The organism is Pseudomonas sp. S3E12 (assembly GCF_001702295.1).
GTDB classification, from domain to species: Bacteria; Pseudomonadota; Gammaproteobacteria; order Pseudomonadales; family Pseudomonadaceae; genus Aquipseudomonas; species Aquipseudomonas marginalis.
The window spans coordinates 146,560-167,684 of the sequence record NZ_MBDT01000035.1 but is presented as its reverse complement, the minus strand read 5'-3'; the positions used below and the strand labels follow the sequence as shown (position 1 = coordinate 167,684).

Below are 21,125 nucleotides of genomic sequence, written 5' to 3'. Positions count from 1 at the left end.
TAACTGAAACAACTGATCGTTCCCAGCTCGCCCGGGAACGATCAGCCCCCTCCTTCAGGTTTACAGGTAAACTCCCTCCTTTTTCACCTTCCCCACGGAGTTCGCCTTGCGTCTGTTTCACACCTCCGACTGGCACCTTGGCCAAAACCTCCACGGCCAGGAACGCGACTTCGAACACGCCTGCTTCCTCGAGTGGCTGCTGCGTCAGATCGCGGCCCAGCAACCCGATGTGCTGTTGATCGCCGGCGATATCTTCGACACGGTCAACCCGCCGCTCAAGGCCCAGGAACGGCTGTACGATTTCATCATCAGCGCCCACGAACAAACCCCCAAGCTGACCATTGTGATGATCGCCGGCAACCACGACTCCGGCTCGCGGATCGAGCTGCCCGCGCCGTTGATGCGGCGCCTGCGCACCCATGCGCTGGGCCGCGTGCTGTGGCTGGACGACGGCCAGCTGGACGCCGAACGCCTGCTGATTCCCCTGCCGGATGCCAAGGGCAAGGTCGCCGCGTGGTGCCTGGCGCTGCCGTTCCTGCGCCCGGCGGAAGTCACCGGTGCCCACCTGGGTGACGACTACCTGCACGGTATCGGCCAGGTCCATGAATGGCTGATCGCGGCGGCCAACGCCAAACGCAAGAAAGGCCAGGCGTTGATTGCCATCAGCCATGCACACATGGCCGGCGGTTCGGTATCGGAAGACTCCGAGCGCAGCCTGATCATCGGCAATGCCGAGGCGCTGCCGGCCAAACTGTTCGATAAAAGTGTCGGCTATGTTGCCCTCGGGCATTTGCACAAGCCGCAAAAGGTCAATGGCGAGGAGCGCATTCGCTACAGCGGCTCGCCGATACCGCTGTCATTTTCCGAAATTGGCTATAAGCACCAGATCCTCGACGTGACGTTCCAGGGGGAACGACTGGTCAGCGTCGAACCGCTGCTGATTCCCCGCTCGGTCAACCTGCAACGCCTGGAAGCCGCGCCCCTGGCCGACATCCTCAAGGCCCTGGCAGAGTTGCCCGACATCGACCTGCTCGCCGAAACCCAGCGTCACCCCTGGCTGGAAGTGCGCGTACGCCTCGACGAGCCGCAACCGGACCTGCGCCAACAGATCGAAACCGCCCTGCAAGGCAAGGCCGTGCGCCTGGTGCGCATCGCCGCCGAATACGCCGGCCAAGGCCGTCGAGACGACAGCAACGAAGACGCACTGATCGAACTCGACCAGCTCACGCCCCAGGAATTGTTCAGCCGTGCCTGGCAGGACAGCTACGGCAGTGAAGTAGATGAACAGACCTTGAAGGATTTCGCCGTGCTGCTCCAGGAAGTGCAACAGGCAGGTGAACAGCCATGAAGATTCTTGCCATCCGCCTGAAAAACCTCGCCTCCCTGGCCGGCCCGTTCGAGATCGACTTTACCGCCGAGCCCCTGGCCAGTGCCGGGCTGTTCGCGATTACCGGGCCGACCGGCGCCGGTAAAAGCACCCTGCTCGATGCCCTGTGCCTGGCGTTGTTTGGCGCCGTGCCACGCCTGGGCGATACCGGCCAGGCCAAGATGCCGGATGCCGACAGCGATATTTCCATCGGCGATCCACGCACCCTGATCCGTCGCGGCACCGGTGGCGGGTATGCCGAGGTGGATTTTGTCGGTGTCAGCGGCCGTCGCTACCGTGCGCGCTGGGAAGCCAATCGCGCCCGCGACAAGGCCAGCGGCAAGTTGCAGAACAGTCGGCAAAGCCTGATCGACCTGGACAGCGACCAACTGCTGGCCAGCCAGAAGACCGAATACAAGACCCAGCTGGAACTGGCCCTGGGCCTGAACTTCGAGCAGTTCACCCGCGCCGTGTTGCTGGCGCAAAGCGAGTTCAGCGCTTTTCTCAAGGCCAACGACAATGAGCGCAGTGAACTGCTGGAAAAGCTCACCGATACAGCGCTGTACACCCAGCTCGGCCGCCGCGCATTCGACAAGGCCAAGGAGGCCAAGGATACGCACAAACACCTGCAGGACCAGGCCACCGGCGTGGTGCCCCTGGCCCCCGAGGCGCGCGCCGAACTGGACCGGCAATTCGACGCGGCCCAGCAACAGCTCAAGACCCAACAGGCCCAACTCAAGCAATTGGAGTTGCAGCACACCTGGCTCAAGGAACTGCGCGAATGGCAGGACCGCCAGCGCAGTGCCACGGAGCAGCTCCAGCGTGCGCAAGCGGAGTGGGACAACCAGGCCACACAGCGCCAGGACCTGAGCCGCCTCGACCAACTGGCGCCGCAGCGCCATCAGTTTGCGCGCAGGGCTGAACTGCTCACCTTGCTGACGCCACTGGCCGCGCAGATTCAGCAGCACACCGAGCAACAGGCTGAACTGCAGACCCGCCAGGCGCAACTGCAACAACAGCAGACCGCCGCCCAGACCGCGCTGGTTGACGCACAGCAGCAACAAACTGCCGCCGCGCCCCTGCTACGCCAAGCCTTCGATGCGCAAAACACCCTCGCCCACCTGACCGAGAGCCTGGGCAAATTTGCGTCTGAAAAACAGTTGGCGCAAACCGCCTGCACTGAAGGTCAAGCCAACTTGAATGGCTTGCTCGACAAGCAAAAACAAGTCGACGAGCGCCTGCAACGCCTCGCCGCCGAACTGGAGCGCAGCAGCGCCCTCGCGCCGTTGGGCGATGCCTGGAACGCCTACCGCGATCGCTTGCAACAGTTGATGCTGATCGGTAATCGCCTGAAAAAAGGCCAGGCCGAACTGCCAGACCTTGAACAGCGTGCTACCAGCGCCGCAGAAAAATTTGCCCAGCAACGCGAAGCCCTCGACCTGCTGTATCAAGAAGCCGGCGCCGAACCCCATGCCGTGGCCGAACAGGTGCAACTGCTGGCCAGCCTGTTGCAGGACAATCGCAAGCAGCAGCGCGCCTTCGAAGACCTGTCACGCCTGTGGGACAGCCAGCAGCAGCTGGAACAGCAAGCCGTTGCCCTCACGCAAAAGCTCGCCGATGCCGCCCGGCAACGCGACCATCTGAACCAGACCGGCCTGCAAACCAAGGCCGAGCTGGCCGTGGCTGAACAGACCCTGACGGTGACCAAGCAACTCTTGGAGCGCCAGCGCCTGGCGCGCAGTGCCAGCGTCGAGGAATTGCGCGAACAATTGCAGGACGGCCAGCCCTGCCCGGTGTGCGGCAGCCATGAACACCCGTACCACCAGCCCGAAGCCCTGCTGCAGAGCCTCGGGCGCCACGACGACAACGAAGAGGCCACGGCGCAGAAAGCGGTCGATACCCTCAAGGAAAAACTCACCGAACTGCGCGGTGAAGTCGGCGGCCTGATCGCCCAGCAAAAAGAATTCCTGCAACAACAGGAACACCTGGTCACCCAACAGCAGGCGCTCCAGCCCAGCCTGGACGCGCACCCACTGGCGGCCTCGCTGTTCAATCAGGACGCAGCCAAACGCAGCCATTGGTTGGCCCAGCAACTCAGCCAACTGAGCCAAAGCATCACCCAGGACGAACAACGCCAGGGCGCCCTGCTCAACCTGCAGCAAAACGCCGGGCGCTTGCAGCAACAACTGCAAGCCGCCCAGGACGCCAGCCAGCAGGCGCGCCAATTGCTGGTGGACCAGCAACGCGAGCTGTCCAACGACCGCGAGCGTCTTGATGAAGAACTCAACGCCTTCGCCAGCCTGCTCCCCGCCGACACCCTGGAAGGCCTGCGCAGCGACCCGGCCGCGACCTTTATGCAGTTGGACCAGCAGGTCAGCCAACGCCTTGAACAACTGGGCCATCAGAAGGATGAGCTGGCCGAGCAGCAGGAACGCCACCAGGCCATCGAGAAAGAGCACACGCACCAGCAGCATCGCCAACAGCAACTCGAGGCCCTGAACCAACAATTTACCGAGCTGGCCGCGCAGCAACAGGCCGCCCAGGAAAAGCTCGGGGCCTTGCTGGGCGAGCACGCCAGCGCCGAACACTGGCAACAACAACTGGAACACGCCGTGGTGCAGGCACGCCAGAGCGAGACGGACGCCAACCAGCAGTTGCAGGACATCCGCAACCAACTGATCCAGTTGGCCGCCGACCTCAAGGCCCAGCAGGAGCGCGAGCACGCTTTCGAAGCCGAACAGCACAGCCTGGATGCCCGCACCACCGAATGGCGCGCCCTGCACCCCGAGCTGGACGACGACGGCCTGGCGCGTCTGCTGGCGTTCGATGACACACACATCGCCACGCTGCGCGAGCATCTGCACAGCAGCGAAAAAGCCGTCGAGCAAGCCAAGGTATTGCTGCAGGAACGCGAACAACGCCTCGCCGAACACCAGGCCCTGCACAACGGCAACCTGGACGCCGAACAACTCGACGGCGCCCTGGCTGCGCTCAATCAACACTTGGCCGACGGCGAAAAACACTGCGCCGAACTGCGCGCGCGTCAGTCCGAAGACCAGCGTCGCCAGGACGCCAACAGTGCCCTGGCCGAACAGATCGCCAAGGCCTATGACGAGTGGCAACGCTGGGCACGCCTCAACGCACTGATCGGCTCGGCCACCGGCGACACCTTCCGCAAGATCGCCCAGGCCTACAACCTCGACCTGCTGGTGCACCACGCCAACGTGCAACTGCGCCAACTGGTGCGCCGCTACCGTCTCAAGCGCGGCGGCAGCATGTTGGGCCTGCTGGTGATGGACACGGAAATGGGCGATGAACTGCGCTCGGTGCATTCGTTGTCCGGCGGCGAGACGTTCCTGGTGTCCCTGGCCTTGGCCCTGGGCCTGGCATCGATGGCCTCCAGCACCTTGAAAATCGAATCGCTGTTTATCGACGAAGGCTTTGGCAGCCTCGACCCCGAGTCCCTGCAATTGGCCATGGACGCCCTCGACGGCTTGCAGGCCCAGGGGCGCAAGGTGGCGGTGATCTCCCACGTGCAGGAAATGCACGAGCGCATCCCGGTGCAGATCCAGGTCAAGCGCCAGGGCAATGGCCTGAGCACCCTGGAGGTCAAGTGAGCTTGGCGCTTCTGTATTCGTTCCGGCGCTGCCCCTATGCGATGCGCGCACGCCTGGCGCTGCGCTACTCGGGGGTGGCGGTGCGGATTGTCGAGGTGAGCCTCAAGGCCAAGCCGGCGGAGATGCTGGCACTGTCGCCCAAGGGCACGGTGCCGGTGCTGGTGGTGGATGGCGCGGTGATCGACGAGAGCCTGGCGATCATGCAATGGGCCTTGACCCGGCACGACCCGGATAACTGGTTATTGCAGGGCGATCCGGCGGTACTTGAGCTGATCGCCGAGAACGATTCAACCTTCAAGCATCACTTGAATCGATACAAGTACCCCGAACGCTATCCCGAGCAGCCGATGGAACACTATCGAGCCGAAGGCGAGGTGTTCTTGCAGAAGCTCGAGGGGTTGCTGGCCCAGCGCGCCTATCTGCTGGCCGACCACCCTGGCCTGGCGGACATGGCGCTGGCGCCGTTTATACGGCAGTTTGCCCACGTGGACCGCGAATGGTTTGCCGGTACGCCGTACAAAGCGTTGCAACGCTGGTTGGAAGAATTCCTGCAATCGCCACTGTTTATCGGCGTGATGGCGAAGGCTTAGCCTTCGATCAGGCTCAACAACCGCTCCCGAGCGATCTCCGGTTCGCCGTCCGTCAATTGCACGGATGACAGGATCGGGGTGGAATAAAGGGCGAGGATAAGTGCGGCGAGTCGAAGTGCCATGCTGTCGATTCCATAAAAGAGCGCGTCAATATTTAAGCGTCAATTTAAACATATGGCAATGCGCCATTACCTCATTTTTACTTCGACAGATGCACAAACGCCAAACCACTCGAACGCGCGTTTACGTTCCAGTGGTTTGGCGTCTGCTTGTGTGCAGGGTCAATCAGCGCTCATTGCTGGGTCTTGTGATCCAGGGCGGCGTAGAAGTTGGCGCTTTGTTGCAGGTATTTCTGGGTGTAGGCGCTGGTGCTGGATTTTTTGCCGCTGACTTCCACGCTCGCGGCGGCAGGCAGGGCCACGGTAGCGGAAACGGCGGAGGCGGCGATGACGGAGAAGAGATTCAAGTTCATGTCGGTAACCCTTATGTTCGTTCGGTTGGGTGGCCGGGGAAGGCCTTGGAACCCAACTTACGCCCGAGGGTTGAACCTTAGAAATGCTTTGAAACAGTAGCCGCTATTAATACAATTAATACTAAGGGTCAGGCCCCGCATGGCGGGGCCTGTGGCTTATTGACGCACCAGGAACTTGAGGTCGCTGGGGGCATCGATCGGCAGTTTCTGCACGGTTTTACCCAGCAGGCCGGTCTTGGGGTCACGTTCGACCACCACGATTTCGTTGCTCTTCTGGTTGGCGATCAGCAGGAACTTGCCGCTCGGATCGAGGCTGAACTCCCGCGGGTGGTCGCCTTCGACGTTGCGGCGCTGCAGCTCCTTGAGGTGGGCGGTGGCCGGGTCCACGCCAAATACGATGATCTGGTTGGCGGTGCCGCGATTGCTCACGTACAGGAACTTGCCATCGCTGGAGGCGTGCAGTGCGGCGCCGGCCTTGTCGGATACCGGTTGGCCGGCGGCGAAGTCCACCAATTGCGTCTGACTGAGCTTGCCATCGGTGTAATCGAAGACCGCGATCTGGGCGCTCATCTCGGTGGTCAGCCAGGCATGCTTGCCATCGGCGCTGAACAACAGGTGACGCGGGCCGCTGCCCGGTGGCAGTGGCACAAAGGCCGGATCGGCCGGGGTCAGCGGCAGCTCGTGGTTGGCCTTGGGGTCGTAGCGATAGGCGAACAGCTTGTCCGCGCCCAGGTCCTGCACAAACACGTACTTGCCATCCGGCGACGACACCACCGAATGCACATGGTTGGAGGCCTGGCGCTCAGGGTTCACGCGACTGGCCGGGTGTGCGCTCAACTGCACCGGTGCCGACAGCTTGCCCTCGGCATCCACCGGCAGCACCGCCAGGCTGCCGCCCGGATCTTCCAGCACCGAATAGTTGGCGACAAACAGGTAGCGCCCATCCGCCGCGACGCTGGAATGGGTCGGCTCGTTGCCCAGGCTCTGCACCTGATTGACCAGGGTGAGCTGATGATTCTTCGGGTCGATGCGGTAGCTGCTGACGCGGCCGACCGGGTCTTGCTGGCCCGGGCCGTTTTCATTGACCACAAACAGGTGCTTCTGGTCTTTGGAGACGGTCAGCCACGAAGGGTTGGCGGACTTCGCCGCCAGTACCGGCTTGCCTTGGAACTGCCCGGTGCGGCTGTCGAATTGCAGGCGATAAATGCCTTCGCTGGAGCCGGCGGTGTAGCTGCCCACCAGCAACTCATAGGTGTCCGCCGGTGCAGCCTGCACCGACATCGCCCCCACACTGCCGGCCATCAGCAGCGGCCAGAATTTACGCATCATCATGCTCGTCTTCCTCGTCGTTATTGTTGCCGGTGAAGGCGGCCATGCACACCAGGCGGTGCTCGCCCGAATCACCGGTGAGGGTCCAGCTTTGCAAGGCATCATCAAAGGTCGCGGCCTGCACCTGTGCCAGGCTGAAGGACCAACGTTTCTCGGCCCGGCCGTCCATGCTCTTGATCAGCAGCTGTTGATCGTCGAGGCTGAAATCAAAGGCATGCAGCCCATCGATTTCGAGCATGTCGCTGGTGTGGAGTTCAGTAAGCAGGGAAGCGGCAGTCATCAGGCTCATTCATCGCTGGAAAAAACGCTGATGATAGGCCAATCCGGCCACGCCGTCGTGTCGCGATAGCGGGCTACCGCACGGCAGCGGCCGGCGCTTGCCATTCTGGGGGCGAACTCCCCCACAGAATGGAATCTCCTATGCCAGACACTTCAAACGCCCCGCCGGCGGGGCCGCTGTACTTCGCACACCGCAGCAACACCCCGGCCCTGGCGGTCGCCCAGCAGTTCGCCACACGCCCGACGTTACGCCAGGTGGTGGAACGGCACCTGCACGAACGCCTGCAGGAACAGTTCCCGGCGCTGCCCCTGGACGTGCCCACCCTCAAGCTGGCCACCCCCAACCAGCGGCGCGGCTGGGACCTCAGGCGCTTGACCGATGTGGTCCTCGAGCACCTGGGCAATGGTACGGCCCTGAACCTGACCCAGGTGGTCGACCAACGCCGCTGCTTCCTGTCCCAGCGCCCGCCCTCGCGCTTGACCTATGAGGCCAATGGTCCCCGCGAGCCGGACATGGCGGTGATCGAACGGCTGATCCTGGACCTGGCCTTCACCCTGCCCATCGCTTTTCAGCAAGCCCTGGCCACCTATTGGAACGGCGCTGCCGACACCGGCACCAGCCGCTGGCAATGGCTTGGCGATCTACTGGCGGACACCCTCAAAAGCAGCGCCAGCCTGCTGCCCGCCGGCACACCTCGGAACATGCTGGACAGCGTGACCCGCCAGCCTGACCGGCGTGAACGCCAGGCCGGGGCCAGTGGTTTGTGCATGCTTACTGCCTGGAAGCCTGTGTGATCCGACACGGCCGTGAAGCCCGCCTGCTGAGCAGCGACCTGCTGTTGGTGCAAGGCCACCAGGCCTTGCTGTGCCAGGCGTCGGGCAGCGTCGAGCCATTCGCCTCACTGGAGGTCTTCACCCAGGCCTGGGGCCAACGCCTGAGCCAGCGGTTGCAGGTCGACAAGGTGGTGGTCAGGCGCTACGAGCCCGATGGCAATCTCTTCGATACCCAGGCCGCCCTGTTGCTCAACCAGCAACTGGATGACCTCGAAGCCATCGCCCTGCCCGCCTCCGACGGCGTGCGCAGCCTGGAGCAGCGTTTTGCCCTGGCGACAGACCCCAGCGCCGTCTTTGTCGCTGCGCCGGCACCCGACCCGACACATCGGGACGCCATCCAGACGGCGTTGCCCGCCTGGCTGCAGAGCGCCAATGCCCAGCAGCGTTTCGCCTATCGCCAAGGGCTGTTGGAACAGGCAGGCTTGCAGCGCCAACAGGCCGGGGCGTCGTTCCTGGACGGGGTCGAGAGCCTGCCGGCCTTTGCCTCCCGCACCCTGCGCGAGCAGATGCGCCGCGACCACCCCGACTCCAGCGTGGAACCGGACAACCTGCGGCTGACTTTCCATGTCCCGGTGGGTGACTTGCACAGCGGCTACCTGGCACCGGTGACCCTGGGCCTGACCGAGCTGGCGATCAAGAACCTCGCCGCCGCGCCGCACGGCCGCATGACCTTGCAGGACACGTCCGGGGCCGCCCTCCCGGCCTGGCTGACCGAGGACTATATCCTCGGGGAAAAAGGCCTGTTCCACAGCACGCCCGGCCTGATCCGCCAAGTGGATATCGGCCGGCGCTACCCGCAACAACTGCGCGACCTGCTGCTGGGCGACAACCCGCAGGTGCGCCGGCGTGAGACGCTGTTCGGCCAGGCGCTGACCGTGCAACTGCCGCACCAGGCCCTGGAATTGGCGATTCGAGGGCAACAGGGCTTCAGCTTCCTGGGGTATCGCTACGTCAAGGCGGTGCTGCACGCCAGCGCGGCGGGGCGCGTGGTCGACACCCTCGACATCGTGATGCGCCCGCTGGCCTTCGCCCGCAAGCCCGCTGCCGTGCCGGATATCGTCGGCAACATGTTTATCATCGAACCCCGTGACATCGACGCCGGGCCGTCGATTCTCTATCGCCCGCTGTACTCTGACGCGTTGCAGCAATTCGCCAGCCGCGCGGCCCTGTTCGACGCCATCGCCCAGCCCGGTGCACTGCAAGACAGCGTGCTGGCCTGGATGAGCGACAAGGCCCGGCCGATCTACAGCCATGGCGGCTTCCGCAGCCCGCATATCCTGCGCTTCGGCCAGGGCGACGACACGGTGCAGTGGCCGGCGCCGCCGCCCGCGCAGTTGGTACAGGAGTTCAATGGCAGCGAAGTCGAGGGTTCCCTGGCGCAATGCCTGGCCACCGGCAACCTGACCCAGTACCTCTACGGCAGCAACGCCCGGGCGCTGGTGGACCTGGCGGACCGCGACGCGGTGTCCAATGCCGAAAGCCGTTGGGCGGTGTTGCTCGAGGGTGGCTGGCTGCTGTTCAACGCCCTGCTGTTGCCGCTGCTGCGCGGGCCGGCGCTGGTTGCAGGCTGGATGGTGCAACTGGCGGTCAGCCTGCGGCACGATATGGCCGCCCTGCACGGCGACGACGCCGCCGCCCGCGAGCTGGCCTGGGTCGACGTGCTGCTCAACATCGGCCTGATCCTGCTGCACATGGCCCCCCGGCAACACCCGACCCTCGAGTTACCCTCGGAGCCCGCCTTGCCGGCCACCCTCGCGGCCCTGCAGCGCCCGCCAGGCCTTGCGCCACTTCCGGTCACCCCAGTGGAACTGGGGCCGGTGGGCCTGCCCGCGGAGCCGCCGGCCGGCGACCGCACCCTGGTTGACTTTGTCCATTCCAACGCCCGCGACGCCAGCCGCCGGCGCCTGCTCGAAGCCCTGCGCGAACTGCATGTGCCATGGCCGGTGCCGGCCCCCGAGCCGCTGGACGCCGGTGTGTTCAAAGGGCTGTACCGCATCGACCAGCAATGGCATGCCTCGGTGGGCGGCCTGCTGTTTCGGGTAAACATCGCAGCGGACCTGGGTGAGGTGTGGCTGATCCATCCGCAAAAACCGCAGCATCCAGGCTTCGTGCTGGTGCGCAATGCCCAGGGCCAATGGGGCCTGGACCTGGGTCTGAAACTGCGCGGCGGCGGGCCGAAAAACCGCCTCAAGGCCAAGCTGGCGCACATCGACCAGCAGCGCACCCAAGCGTCGGAGGAGATCAATCGCATCAGTGATGAGGTCAGCGGCCTGATCAAACGCCTGCAGCCTATCGACCAGGTGCTGGATGCCGCCCGGCAGAAGTTCGAGCAGGCCCATAACGCCTTGGGTTTGGCCCGCACCCGCTTGCGCGGCGCACCTGACGACCCGGCGCGGGTGGCCGAGCACCTCGCCAGCGTCGCCCAGCGCTCCCGGGCCAGGGCCGGGTTCCAGGTGTTTCAGGAGCGCTTCGACGCGGCCGCCGCCGAGTTGCTGCAACAGCGGCGCGCCTTGATCGAGGCCTACGGGCGGATGAAAGCCGTGGACAGCCGCTTCGACTACGAAGGGCAGTGTGTGGAGCAATACCAGTCGATCCTGGCCACCGATGAAATTCGCGTCAGCCAGTTGTCGTCCCTGTACCTGGCCACGTTTGTGTCCGAGCAGGGCGAATCGCTGATCGAGCTGCAAGGCAGCGCCCAGGATGTGCAGGCGCTGCGCTATGTCAACGACCTGCTGGAAACCAACTTTGCCGTGTCCGAGCGCCATGCCCAGGCGATGATTGCCATCGAGGACACCCTGGAGGCGATGGCCGCACGTTTGAAAACCGGCGCGGCCCAGCGCCTGAATTACCTCAACGGGCATCCCAAGCGCCGGTTCTACAACCGCCTCAATGCCACCCTCGAATCCCTGGATGTGCTCACCGAGTTGAGCATCGACCAAACGATCCCGGCCACTACCCCGCAGGAGCACTATTTCCTCGCGCGCCATGAGCACCTGCAATCCTCCCTGTCTGCCCTGGAAGACTCCCACCTGGACCTGCTGACCACCGAAGGTTTCACTACGACCGAACGCAAGGAGGTGCTGACCAACCTGGTCAGGCATTACAACCGGCGCCTGCAGATTTACCAGAGCCTGCTGGAACTCGACTCGCCCCTGGCGCACCCACGCTACATGCCGCTGCTGATCGAGCGGTTGAACACCGTGCGCGACAGCGCCGAGGCCGACCTGGCGGCGCTGCTGCGCGAAGATGAATTCCTGCCGCCGCAACCGGGGGCCTTCAAACCGGTGCGGGTCGCGTCAAGAACCAAACGGGTGTTCAAGTCGCGGGACAAGGGCACCCTGGTGGGTGACCTGGAGCCGGCGCAGCGTGACCAGCCCTTCCCCACCATCGTGACCCGCAACCCCATTACCCAGCAGGTCAGCGGGCGTTTCATGGAGCATCCCAACGAGGGTTGGGTGGAAATTGTCGAGGCCAGGCCCAGCCGCCCCGCCGAGCCATCCCAGGCACCGGCGCTGTCCACACTGCGCGCCCAGGCGCAACGGTTGCAGGAAGAAGTGCCGGCCATCGAGCGCTCCATCGAATTCCAGAAACGCAAACTCAGCGACCCCACGCGTCGCGATGACCTCAACCCGCGTGACTGGCACGACATGCTCGCGCACCAGGCCGAGCGCCTCGACAGGGTCGCGACAGAATTGTCCAGCCACGCGGCCGACAAGCCGGACGTGCTCCAGACCGTCGAGCGCCTGCGCCTGCGCGCCGACGAGTTGCGCAGCCAAGGCCGCCAGCATTGCATCGAAGGCTACAAGGCCCAGCGCCCGCGCCAGGAAAACATCGAGTTCCTGCGCGCCCATGCCGCCGTCGACATCGGCCTGGTCCACGGGCCGCAACGCACCGCCGCCAAGGACTATGTGTCGGAGTTCGCCGTGCGCGAGAAAAACCGCCTCACGGTGCTGTGGTATGCGCACTTTCACTACAGCCAGGCCGACAGCCCGCCGGGCGCTTATACGGCGGCCCATCTCAAGCGCCCCGAACAGCGGTTTGTCACCCTCCGGGACCTGATCGCCCAGGCCGGGGCAGATAACCGAAGCATCGTGCGCGACCTGTACAACCCGATCACGGCACCGCTGGATCAGCGTCTGTTCCTGAGCCTGCTTCCCGCCTGAAACCCCGCTATGCATGGCATCGCATCGCCTGAAAGGATTTTTATGCAACTACCTGACCCTATTGCCCACGCCGTCAGTGCGCGCTTCACCCAGCGCCCGGCGCTGGAAACCGTGATCCGCGAGCAACTCGCCACGGCCATCGGCGACACGTACCCCAGCCTCAGCCTGGACCTGCGCCACACCCGCCTGGCCCGGCCACAACGCCGCGGCTGGCTGCTGCAGCCCTTTATGCCGGTGGTCCACGATGCCCTGGCCAGTGGTGCGCCATTGGATTTCAGCGAGGTCAACGGCTCGCCCTGGTACCTCTCGGACGAGCCGCCCAAACGCCTGAAACTGCCCGGCCTGACCGAGGAAAAACTCGACATGCAGGTCATCGCGAAGCGGGTCGGCGAACTGCCGCAAACGCTGCCCATCGCCCTGCAAAATGCGCTGGCGGCGTATTGGGACACCGGCCCCTGGCACTGGCTGGCCGGCGTCTTGCGGGACACCCTGCGCATCGGCGCCCTGGGCCAGGCCGGCCTGGACCAACCCGCCAGGGAAACCCTGGAACAATTGATCGACTGCCCTGACCGCGAGGCCCGCCTTGCGCGGCATGGCGTGAATGCGGTGTTTGCCTACGCCCTGCAAGCCACCCTCACCCACGCTGAACGCTCGGTCACACGGATGGGGCCGCAGCTGGCATTGATTCGCGCCGTCAACGGCAAGGTCTCGGTGGTGCTGTGTGACCCGCAGCGCACCGCCGAGGTTTTCCCGAGCATGGACGCCCTGATACAGGCCTGTGGGCAGCGACTGAGCCGCCAGTACCAGGTCGACGACATCCTGATTCAACGCTACGAGCCCGATGGCGATATCTTCGAGCACCAGGCGTCGATGATCCTCGATCGCCAGCTCGAAGACCTCGGCAACCTGCGCCTGCCCACCGGCCAGCCGTTCAGTACCTGGCAGGCGCTGTACGCCGAGATCACCGATCCGGGGCGGTTTTTCCGCGACACGCCCGCCGCCCCGCCCCAGGCCCTGGACACCCTGCGCCAGCACCTGCCGGCCTGGCTGCGCGACGCCGACGCCGACGACCAGGCCACGTATCGGCGCTACGCCCTCGCCATGGCCGGCGCCAAACGGCGCGCGGCGGGGCGTACGGCCTTCAGCCAGATCGATGACCTGCGCACCTACACCGTCAAGGCGTTGTTGCAGGCCTTGCAGCAGGATGCCGTGACCCTGGGCAGCTCGGCCCTCGCACCGCCCTCCGTCGGCGCCTTGCACCCCGATGACCTGCAACTGACCTTCACCATCGCCGCCGGCTACCCAGGCACCTCCGGGATCATCCGCCATGAACGCATGAGCTTGACCGACCTGGCCATCGACAACTTGTCCAGCCGCCCCAGCGGCAGCGTGACCCTCACCCACCGTCACGGCCTGCCATTGCCGGCGTGGCTGACCACCGACTACCTGATGGGAGCCGACGGCCCGGTGGCGCGCGTGGACATCGGCCAGCACTACCCGCGCCTGCTGGAAGCCCATTGGCTGGGTGAAAGCCCCGAGGCACGCCAGCGCGAAACCCTGTTCGCCGAACAACAGGCCGTGCAATTGCCGTTGCTGGCCCTCGAATTGGCCCTCAAGCAACAAGCCGGCCTGAGCGCCAAAGGCGTACGCCTGGTGGCTGCATTGATGGAGCCGGACGCCGCCAACCAGAAGGTCGACCAACAGCCGGTGGTGATCCGTCACCTGGCCCTGCTGTCGGCGCCCGGTGCCCATCCGGACACGGTCAGCGCCATGTACCTGATCGAGCCGCAGGACATCGGCGGCGGCCCCCATTTGTTGTATCGCCCGCTGTATGCCGAAGCGCTGCAGGAGTTTGCCAGCCGTGAGGCGCTGCTGGAGGCCATCGCCGAAACCGGGCCGCTGCAGGACAGCGTACTGACCTGGCTGAATGACAGGGCCCGGCCGATCTACGCCAATGGCGGGTTCCGCGAGCCCCACTCATTGCGCTTTGGCCAGGGCGACGAGTTTGCCCCCTTGCACAGGCCGGCCCCGGCCACGCTGGCCGCCGATGGCATCAATGACGAGTTGCAGCAGTGCCTGGTGACCGGGCGCCTGATGACGTACCTGTACAGTGATCACGCCCGGGCCCTGGTCGAACAGGCCAATCGCGAATCGGTGTCCAACAGCGAAAGCCGCTGGCAGGTGCTGCGCGAGGGCAGCAGCCTGTTGTTCGGCAACCTGTTGCTTCCGCTGCTGCGTGGGCCGGCCATGCTGACCGGCTGGCTGTGGGGCCTGATGGCCAGCCTGGGCGAGGACATTCCGGCGCTGGCCTCCGAAGACCCGCAAGCGCGCGAATTGGCCAGCGTCGACCTGCTGCTCAACCTGGGGTTGCTGTTGTTCGAAACCGTGCCCGTAGTCACCCCCGCGTCCCCCGAGCTGGCGGCCGGGCTCAAGGACCAAGCGTTGCCCCCGCCCCTGGCCCCGTGGATCGCCGAGCAGTGGCCGCAACCGCCCCCGCCCGCCATCCGCGAAGGCGCGGTTATCCTGCCCGGTGCGCTGGAGCGGGTGGACAACAGCGTGCTGGACTTGAGTTTTACCCAGGCTCGCCCGCGCCTGACCACGATCCAGCGCCGCCGCCTCGCCAGTTTCAGTACCCCTCGCCCAACGCCCCTGCCCCAGCCGGTGTTGAACGGGCCACGTCGGGGGCTCTACCCCGTCGAAAACAGCTGGTATGCCCTGGTGGAAGACGCGTGGCTGCAGGTTGCCCTGGAGCCAACGGGCGATATCCGTGTGGTGACGCCTGGCGACGCGCCCCAGAGCGGCCCCTACTTGCGCACTGACGGCCACGGGGTGTGGTCGGTTGACACCCGCCTGCGCCTGCGTGGCGGCATGCCGCCCAAACGGATTGCCGCCGAACGCCAGCGCCAGGCACAGCGCATCAGCGAACTGAAGAAGAGCTTCGAACAGTTCGTCCAGGCACAGGTGACCGTGCAGAGTCAGCTCGACGTGATCCTGGCGGTGATGACCAGAACCGCGGAGGACCCACGTTTCACCGAAGCGCAGCAAGCCGACAGTCGTAAACGATTCGATACCGCACTGCTGGAACAGACCCAGGCTTACCAGCAGCAACTGGACAGCCTGCCGGAACGCAGCAGGCTGGGGATTGCCCTGCCGCCCCGGTCGGTGGCGAGCCTGCTGGAAAACATTGTCAACAACGCGCGCAAACATGTGGTGGTGGCCGAAAAAGACCGCGCAGCGCTCTACCGCAACCACCCGCGCTTCACCACCAAGGGAGGCCGCCTGGCCGAAGCGGTGCTGACCGATTTCCCGGCCTACCGCCAGTTCATCCGCGCAATGATTGCCATCAATGAACGCTCGGCGTACTGGCTCGAACTGCGCGATCGCTACCTCGAGCAGTTGTTCAACCTCGGCACCGCCAGCGCGGAAGACTACATTCGCCTGACCGCGGAACGCCCGCAGGAAATCAGCGTGCTGGCCGTCAAGGACCTGCTGATGCGCAACTATGAGCTGATGACCCATAAACAGCCTGATCACCCTTTGGTGGGCGTGCTGATCGATATCCTTGAGCCGCTCCAGGAGCACTTGCGTACCCACAGTGACCTGAACGACCTGGAACTGTCGGCAGAGGAACGCGTCAACGTGCTGGAAAGCCTGGTGGAGCACTATGGTCGGGGGCTGGACTCGTTGCAGGGGGTTGGCATCGTCAACGCCGATGAGTTCGACGGCGACTATTTCGCCAAGCTGGTCAAGTTGGTGGAGGAGCTGTACCAGGAGGCCGCCAGGCAGCTGGCCAGTGAAATCAAGCCGCTTGCCCAACCCGCCCCGCGCCCGAGCCGGCGTAGCCCGACGGCGGTGGGCAGACCGCAGAAAAAGGTCATCCGCACCTCGAAAAAAGGCACTTTTATCGGCGAGGTCAAACCGCTGGGTACGCTAGAAACCGTGGAGGTTCGCTCGGAAGTCACGGGCGAGGTGCTGGGCACCTACTCGCAACGGGGCGAACAATGGATCGAGTTCAAGGAGTCGCCGCCCTCACCCACCGCGCCGACTGCCCGCAGCCTGAGCCTGGTCAGGGGAGAAGCGCGCAAACTGCTGGGCATGCTGGAAGAACACCTGAAACGCGGCGATCAATACAAGAAAATCTCCCGGCATCCAGAAGAGGTCCAGGAGGTGCTGCAGTATGAGTCGGTACGCTACGACAAGTTGGCGACCGAACTGCACCAGGCCATCCAGGCCCAATCGGCCGAGGCCCGCACGCTCGCGGACCAGAACCTGGAGCGTGACATGCGCCAGGCGGCGGCACGCCTGAGTGAGCGCGGCCTGGCCCTGCGTATTCAACTGTGCCTTGAGCTCCCCCCTACCCACGGCAGCCTGGAGTTCCTGATCGAGCAAAAGCGCGCGAACATGGCGCTGCTGGGCGAGCGTATCCAGCTGAGCGGTGAACGAAGGGACTTTGTCCAGGAATATGCGATCAACGACCAGGGTGGCTACCCCTTGTGGTACGCCCACTTCCACTATCCGGCAGCCGACACGCCCAAGCAGGCCTACACCGCCGCCCACCTGAAGACCCGCGAACAGCGCCGGGTCAGTTACTACTCGCAACTGGCCAGGGCCCAAAGCCCACAGGCCGTGGTGGATGTGCATCGCGGCTTGATCGGCAAGGCGCTGGCGCAGCGCTGGTTCCTGCCGCTGGCCCGCTGATAAGACTGTGGCAGGCCCGCTTGTTGTAGCGTGGGGACTTGCCACAATGCCAGGTAGGAGCGGGCTTGCTCGCGAAAAACGCCCAGGCAACGCGTTCATTCTCGATAACCGCGATGGCCCTGAGTGCTTCGCGAGCAAGCTCGCTCCTACCTGGAATTGGGACAAGCCCGCTCGCTGCTCTTTAGCCAGGCTCAGTGGGCAAACAACGAGTTACCCTTCTGCCCCGCCAGCTTCTCGGGCTTGATCAGGAAGCGTGCCAGCGCCGGCAGCAGCCACAGTGCACCGAACATGTTCCACAGCAGCATGAAGGTCAGCATCAGGCCCATGTCGGCCTGGAACTTGATGGCCGAGAAGATCCAGGTGCACACGCCGATCGCCAGGCACAGGCCGGTAAACAGCACGGCTTTACCGGTGGACTTGAGCGTCTGGTAATAGGCTTCCTGCAACGGCAAACCGGCACGCAGGAAACTTTCCAGGCGGCTGTAGATGTAGATGCCGTAGTCCACGCCGATCCCCACGCCCAGGGCCACCACCGGCAGGGTCGCGACCTTGACGCCGATGCCCATGAACGCCATCAGCGCATTGCCCAGCACCGAGGTCAGCACCAGCGGCAGCACGATGCACAGGGTTGCCGCCCAGGAACGGAAGGTGATCATGCACATGGTCGCCACGCACAGGTACACCAGGATCAGGATGGTCAGTTCCGACTCCTTGATCACCTCGTTGGTGGCCGCCTCGATCCCGGCGTTACCGGCGGCGAGGATGAATTCCAGGCCGTCCTTGTTGTTCTCCTTGGCGAAGTCCTGCACCGCATGCACCGCGCGGTCGAGGGTCTCGGCCTTGTGGTCGTTGAGGAACACCAGCACCGGCGCCAGGGAGCAATTGTTGTTGTACAGGCCATCGGCACGGGCGATGGAGTTGTTCAGCACATCAGGGTTACGCGACAGGGTTTCCCACTTGAGGTTGCCTTCGTTCATGCCCTTGATCATCTGCTTGGACACGGTCACCAGCGAGATCGCCGACTGCACGCCCTCGGTGTTCTGCATCTTCCACATCAACTGGTCGATGGGCGCCATGGCTTCATAGCGCGAGCAACCTTCGGCCTTGGTCTTGACCATCACCACCAGCACGTCGGAGCTGGTGGAGTAGTTGCTGATGATGAAGTTGTTGTCTTTGTTGTAGCGCGAGTCCGGGCGCAGCTCCGGCGCGCCCTGGTCGAGGTCGCCGATCTTCAGGTTCTGGCTGTACCAGAGGCCGCCGCCAAAGGCGACCAGCGCGAGCAGGACCGAGACCGGCGCGACTTTGGGGCTGGCGAATTTCGACAGCAGGCGCCAGAACGGATGTTCGCGGTGCGCGTCTTTCTTGCTCCGGGCGATGGCACGCTTGCTGATACCCGCATAGGAAATCGCCACCGGCAGCAGGATCAGGTTGGTGAACACGATCACCGCCACGCCGATGGACGCGCCGATGGCCAGTTCGCGGATCACGCCGATATCGATGATCAGCAGGGTAATGAAACCCACCGCATCCGCCAGGATCGCGATCATCCCCGGCAGGAACAGTTGCCGGAAGGTGCGCCGCGCGGCCGTCAAGGCGTTGTCCGCCTCGCTGGATTGCAGGGCGATACCGTTGATCTTCTGCACACCGTGGGAAATCCCGATGGCGAAGATCAGGAACGGCACCAGCATCGAGTACGGGTCCAGCCCGAAGCCGAAGAAGTGCATCAGGCCGAGTTGCCAGACCACCGCCACCAGGGTGGTGCTCAACACCGCGACGGTGCTGCGCAGGCAGTTGGTGAACCACAGCAATAGAACCAGGGTGATGACGAACGCAACGCCGAAGAACAGCACCACCATCACCAGGCCGTCGATCAGGTCGCCGACCTTCTTGGCGAAGCCGACGATGTGGATCTTGACGTTGGGGTTCTGGGCTTCGAACTTGTCGCGGATCTTGTCTTCGAGTTCATGGGAGAACTTGCGGTAATCCAGGGCCAGCAACTTGCCCTGGTCCTGCGGGTCCGGGTAGGACTCCAGCAGCGGGATGTCGACGATACTCGACTTGAAATCATTAGCCACCAGCCGTCCGACCTGGCCGGACTTGAGCACGTTGTTGCGCAGTTGATCGAGGCTTTGCGTCGAGCCGTTGTAGCTCTGCGGGATCACTTCACCGCCGGCGAAGCCTTCTTCGGTGACTTCGGTCCAGCGTACGCTTGGGCTCCACAGCGATTTAAGGCCCGAGCGGTCGACGCCGGAGATGTAGAACACCTCGTCGTTGATCTGGCGCAGGGTCTCCATGTATTCCTTGGTGAAGATGTCACCGTCCTTGGCCTCCACCGAGATACGCACCGTGTTGCCCAGGTTGGCCAGGTCGTTGCGGTGTTCCATCATCTTTTCGATGAAGGGGTGCTTGAGGGGGATCATCTTTTCAAAGCTGGTGGACGGGCGAATCAACGTCGCCTGCCAGAACAGGAAAATGCTCACCAACAGGCAGATCACGATGACTGCCGGGCGGTTATTGAAGATCAGGCGCTCAAGAAAAGTCGCTTTATCGTTGTGATGACTGCTCATGCGTTCCCCGCCTTCTTATTGTTTTGTCGGTTCGGCGCCAGTGGGTGTGGCGACGCGAACACCACCCTGCCCGACCAGAATCAAGTTGCCGTTGCCTGCTGCCGTGACGGCCGACAATGAAATACGGTCGGGGCGATTGAACACGCTGAAGGTCTGGCCGTCGTCATGGCTGACCACCACGCTGCCGCCATTGCCGACCACCACCAGCGAACCGTCTTCGAGCACGGTGGCCCCCGACAGGCCGAACTCCAGGGCACCGCGTGCGGCATTGAGTTCGACCTGTTCCCAGGTGCTGCCGAAATCCGTGGAGCGGTAAAGATTGCCGCGCAAGCCGTAGGCCAGCAGGGTTTGGGGTTGTGCGGTGCTGATCACGCCAAACAGCGAACCCTCGTAGGGGCCTTCGAGTTTTTCCCAGGTCTGGCCGTCGTCGCTGGAGCGGAACATGCTGCCCTGCTCGCCGACGATAAACAGGCCGGCGTCCTTGATCCGGGCGATGGCGTTGAGGTGGAACTGGTCTTCATTGTCGAGGCGGTCGCTGACGTCTTCCCAGGTCTTGCCGCCGTCGGTGGTTTCGATCAGCGCCCCGTAGGCGCCCACGGCCAGGCCGTGGTGGGCATCGTTGAACCACACATCGAGCAACGGCGCTTCACGCTTGAGGTCTTGATACTGCTGGGTCCAGGTGGCACCGCCGTCGGTGCTGGCGAGGATTTGCGCATCATGGCCGACCGCCCAGCCCTGTTTGTCATCGACGAAATACACCGCCGTGAGCAGTTGCCGGGTGGGGACCTTGGCTTGGGTCCAGGTGCTGCCCTGGTCATCGGAATAGAGGATGTGCCCGCGATCACCGACCGCCACCAGGCGCTTGCCGGCATGCACGACATCGATCATCAGGCCCTTGGCGGCCTTGGGGGATTCAATCGCAAAAGAGGTATCGCTGGCGGCCTGGACGACGGTCGGCATTGCGACAGTCCCAAACAGCGAGAGCGCTGCGGCCAGCAACGCAACCCTGCGTGCGGCGCGTGGGCGGCAAACAACCCAACCCATGACAGGCTCACTCATAGACCTTTCTCCCATTTATTATTGTTAGGTCGTCTCGCCTTCCCGGGCCCTGAAACCTGCAATCTAGAGCGCCTGGAGGAAGCAGGGGCCATCCTATCGGGCTTTCGAATCGTCTGACAATCGGTGCTACGTTATCTTTTGTTAACTGACG

Annotated in this window: 12 protein-coding genes; 6 read left to right on the top strand and 6 right to left on the bottom strand. The window is 64.0% G+C overall.

Annotated elements, in window-relative coordinates; all coding sequences use genetic code 11:
• Positions 1 to 106 precede the first annotated feature (106 nt).
• The 3 genes from BB029_RS29970 to BB029_RS29960 are packed head-to-tail and all read left to right on the top strand — an operon-like array spanning position 107 to position 5,573.
• The gene (locus BB029_RS29970) at positions 107 to 1,348 is read left to right on the top strand and encodes an exonuclease SbcCD subunit D C-terminal domain-containing protein (RefSeq protein WP_065942023.1); all 1,242 of its coding nucleotides are present in this window, start codon (positions 107 to 109) and stop codon (positions 1,346 to 1,348) included.
• Positions 1,345 to 4,983 carry an AAA family ATPase gene (locus tag BB029_RS29965; protein ID WP_065942022.1) on the top strand — a complete coding sequence of 1,213 codons (3,639 nt, stop codon included), beginning with the start codon at positions 1,345 to 1,347 and terminating at the stop codon, positions 4,981 to 4,983. Before BB029_RS29970 ends, BB029_RS29965 begins: the two co-directional genes overlap by 4 nt.
• Positions 4,980 to 5,573: a glutathione S-transferase gene (locus BB029_RS29960; protein ID WP_065942021.1), complete on the top strand. Its 594-nt coding sequence runs from the start codon at positions 4,980 to 4,982 to the stop codon at positions 5,571 to 5,573. The genes BB029_RS29965 and BB029_RS29960 overlap by 4 nt, the downstream gene beginning before the upstream one ends.
• Here BB029_RS29960 and BB029_RS33980 read toward each other — a convergent pair.
• The 4 genes from BB029_RS33980 to BB029_RS29945 form a co-directional block, all read right to left on the bottom strand.
• Entirely contained in the window at positions 5,570 to 5,695 is a 126-nt protein-coding gene (locus tag BB029_RS33980) for a hypothetical protein (protein ID WP_256097795.1), read from the bottom strand. The genes BB029_RS29960 and BB029_RS33980 overlap by 4 nt on opposite strands.
• A gap of 170 nt (positions 5,696 to 5,865) precedes the next feature.
• Positions 5,866 to 6,045, bottom strand: coding sequence for a hypothetical protein (locus BB029_RS29955; RefSeq protein WP_027608577.1), 180 nt, complete (start codon positions 6,043 to 6,045; stop codon positions 5,866 to 5,868).
• A 156-nt stretch (positions 6,046 to 6,201) separates the two neighbouring features.
• Positions 6,202 to 7,377: a lactonase family protein gene (locus BB029_RS29950; protein ID WP_065942020.1), complete on the bottom strand. Its 1,176-nt coding sequence runs from the start codon at positions 7,375 to 7,377 to the stop codon at positions 6,202 to 6,204.
• Positions 7,364 to 7,654, bottom strand: a complete 291-nt coding sequence (locus BB029_RS29945) for a DUF5629 family protein (RefSeq protein WP_065942019.1) — start codon at positions 7,652 to 7,654, stop codon at positions 7,364 to 7,366. The genes BB029_RS29950 and BB029_RS29945 overlap by 14 nt, the downstream gene beginning before the upstream one ends.
• 140 nt (positions 7,655 to 7,794) lie before the next feature.
• Between BB029_RS29945 and BB029_RS29940 the strand changes: the two genes are divergently transcribed.
• From BB029_RS29940 to BB029_RS29930, 3 genes are read left to right on the top strand one after another with little or no spacing between them, the layout of a single operon-like run.
• Positions 7,795 to 8,448: a hypothetical protein gene (locus tag BB029_RS29940; RefSeq protein ID WP_065942018.1), complete on the top strand. Its 654-nt coding sequence runs from the start codon at positions 7,795 to 7,797 to the stop codon at positions 8,446 to 8,448.
• Positions 8,445 to 12,650: a hypothetical protein gene (locus tag BB029_RS29935; RefSeq protein WP_065942017.1), complete on the top strand. Its 4,206-nt coding sequence runs from the start codon at positions 8,445 to 8,447 to the stop codon at positions 12,648 to 12,650. Before BB029_RS29940 ends, BB029_RS29935 begins: the two co-directional genes overlap by 4 nt.
• A gap of 42 nt (positions 12,651 to 12,692) precedes the next feature.
• Positions 12,693 to 17,348: a hypothetical protein gene (locus BB029_RS29930; RefSeq protein ID WP_065942016.1), complete on the top strand. Its 4,656-nt coding sequence runs from the start codon at positions 12,693 to 12,695 to the stop codon at positions 17,346 to 17,348.
• 191 nt (positions 17,349 to 17,539) lie between these two features.
• On the opposite strand, the gene BB029_RS29925 is transcribed toward BB029_RS29930, so the two are convergent.
• Both BB029_RS29925 and BB029_RS29920 read right to left on the bottom strand, forming a co-directional pair.
• Positions 17,540 to 19,915, bottom strand: coding sequence for an RND family transporter (locus BB029_RS29925; RefSeq protein ID WP_065942015.1), 2,376 nt, complete (start codon positions 19,913 to 19,915; stop codon positions 17,540 to 17,542).
• A gap of 15 nt (positions 19,916 to 19,930) precedes the next feature.
• Positions 19,931 to 20,959, bottom strand: coding sequence for a YCF48-related protein (locus BB029_RS29920; RefSeq protein ID WP_174557021.1), 1,029 nt, complete (start codon positions 20,957 to 20,959; stop codon positions 19,931 to 19,933).
• Positions 20,960 to 21,125 lie beyond the last annotated feature (166 nt).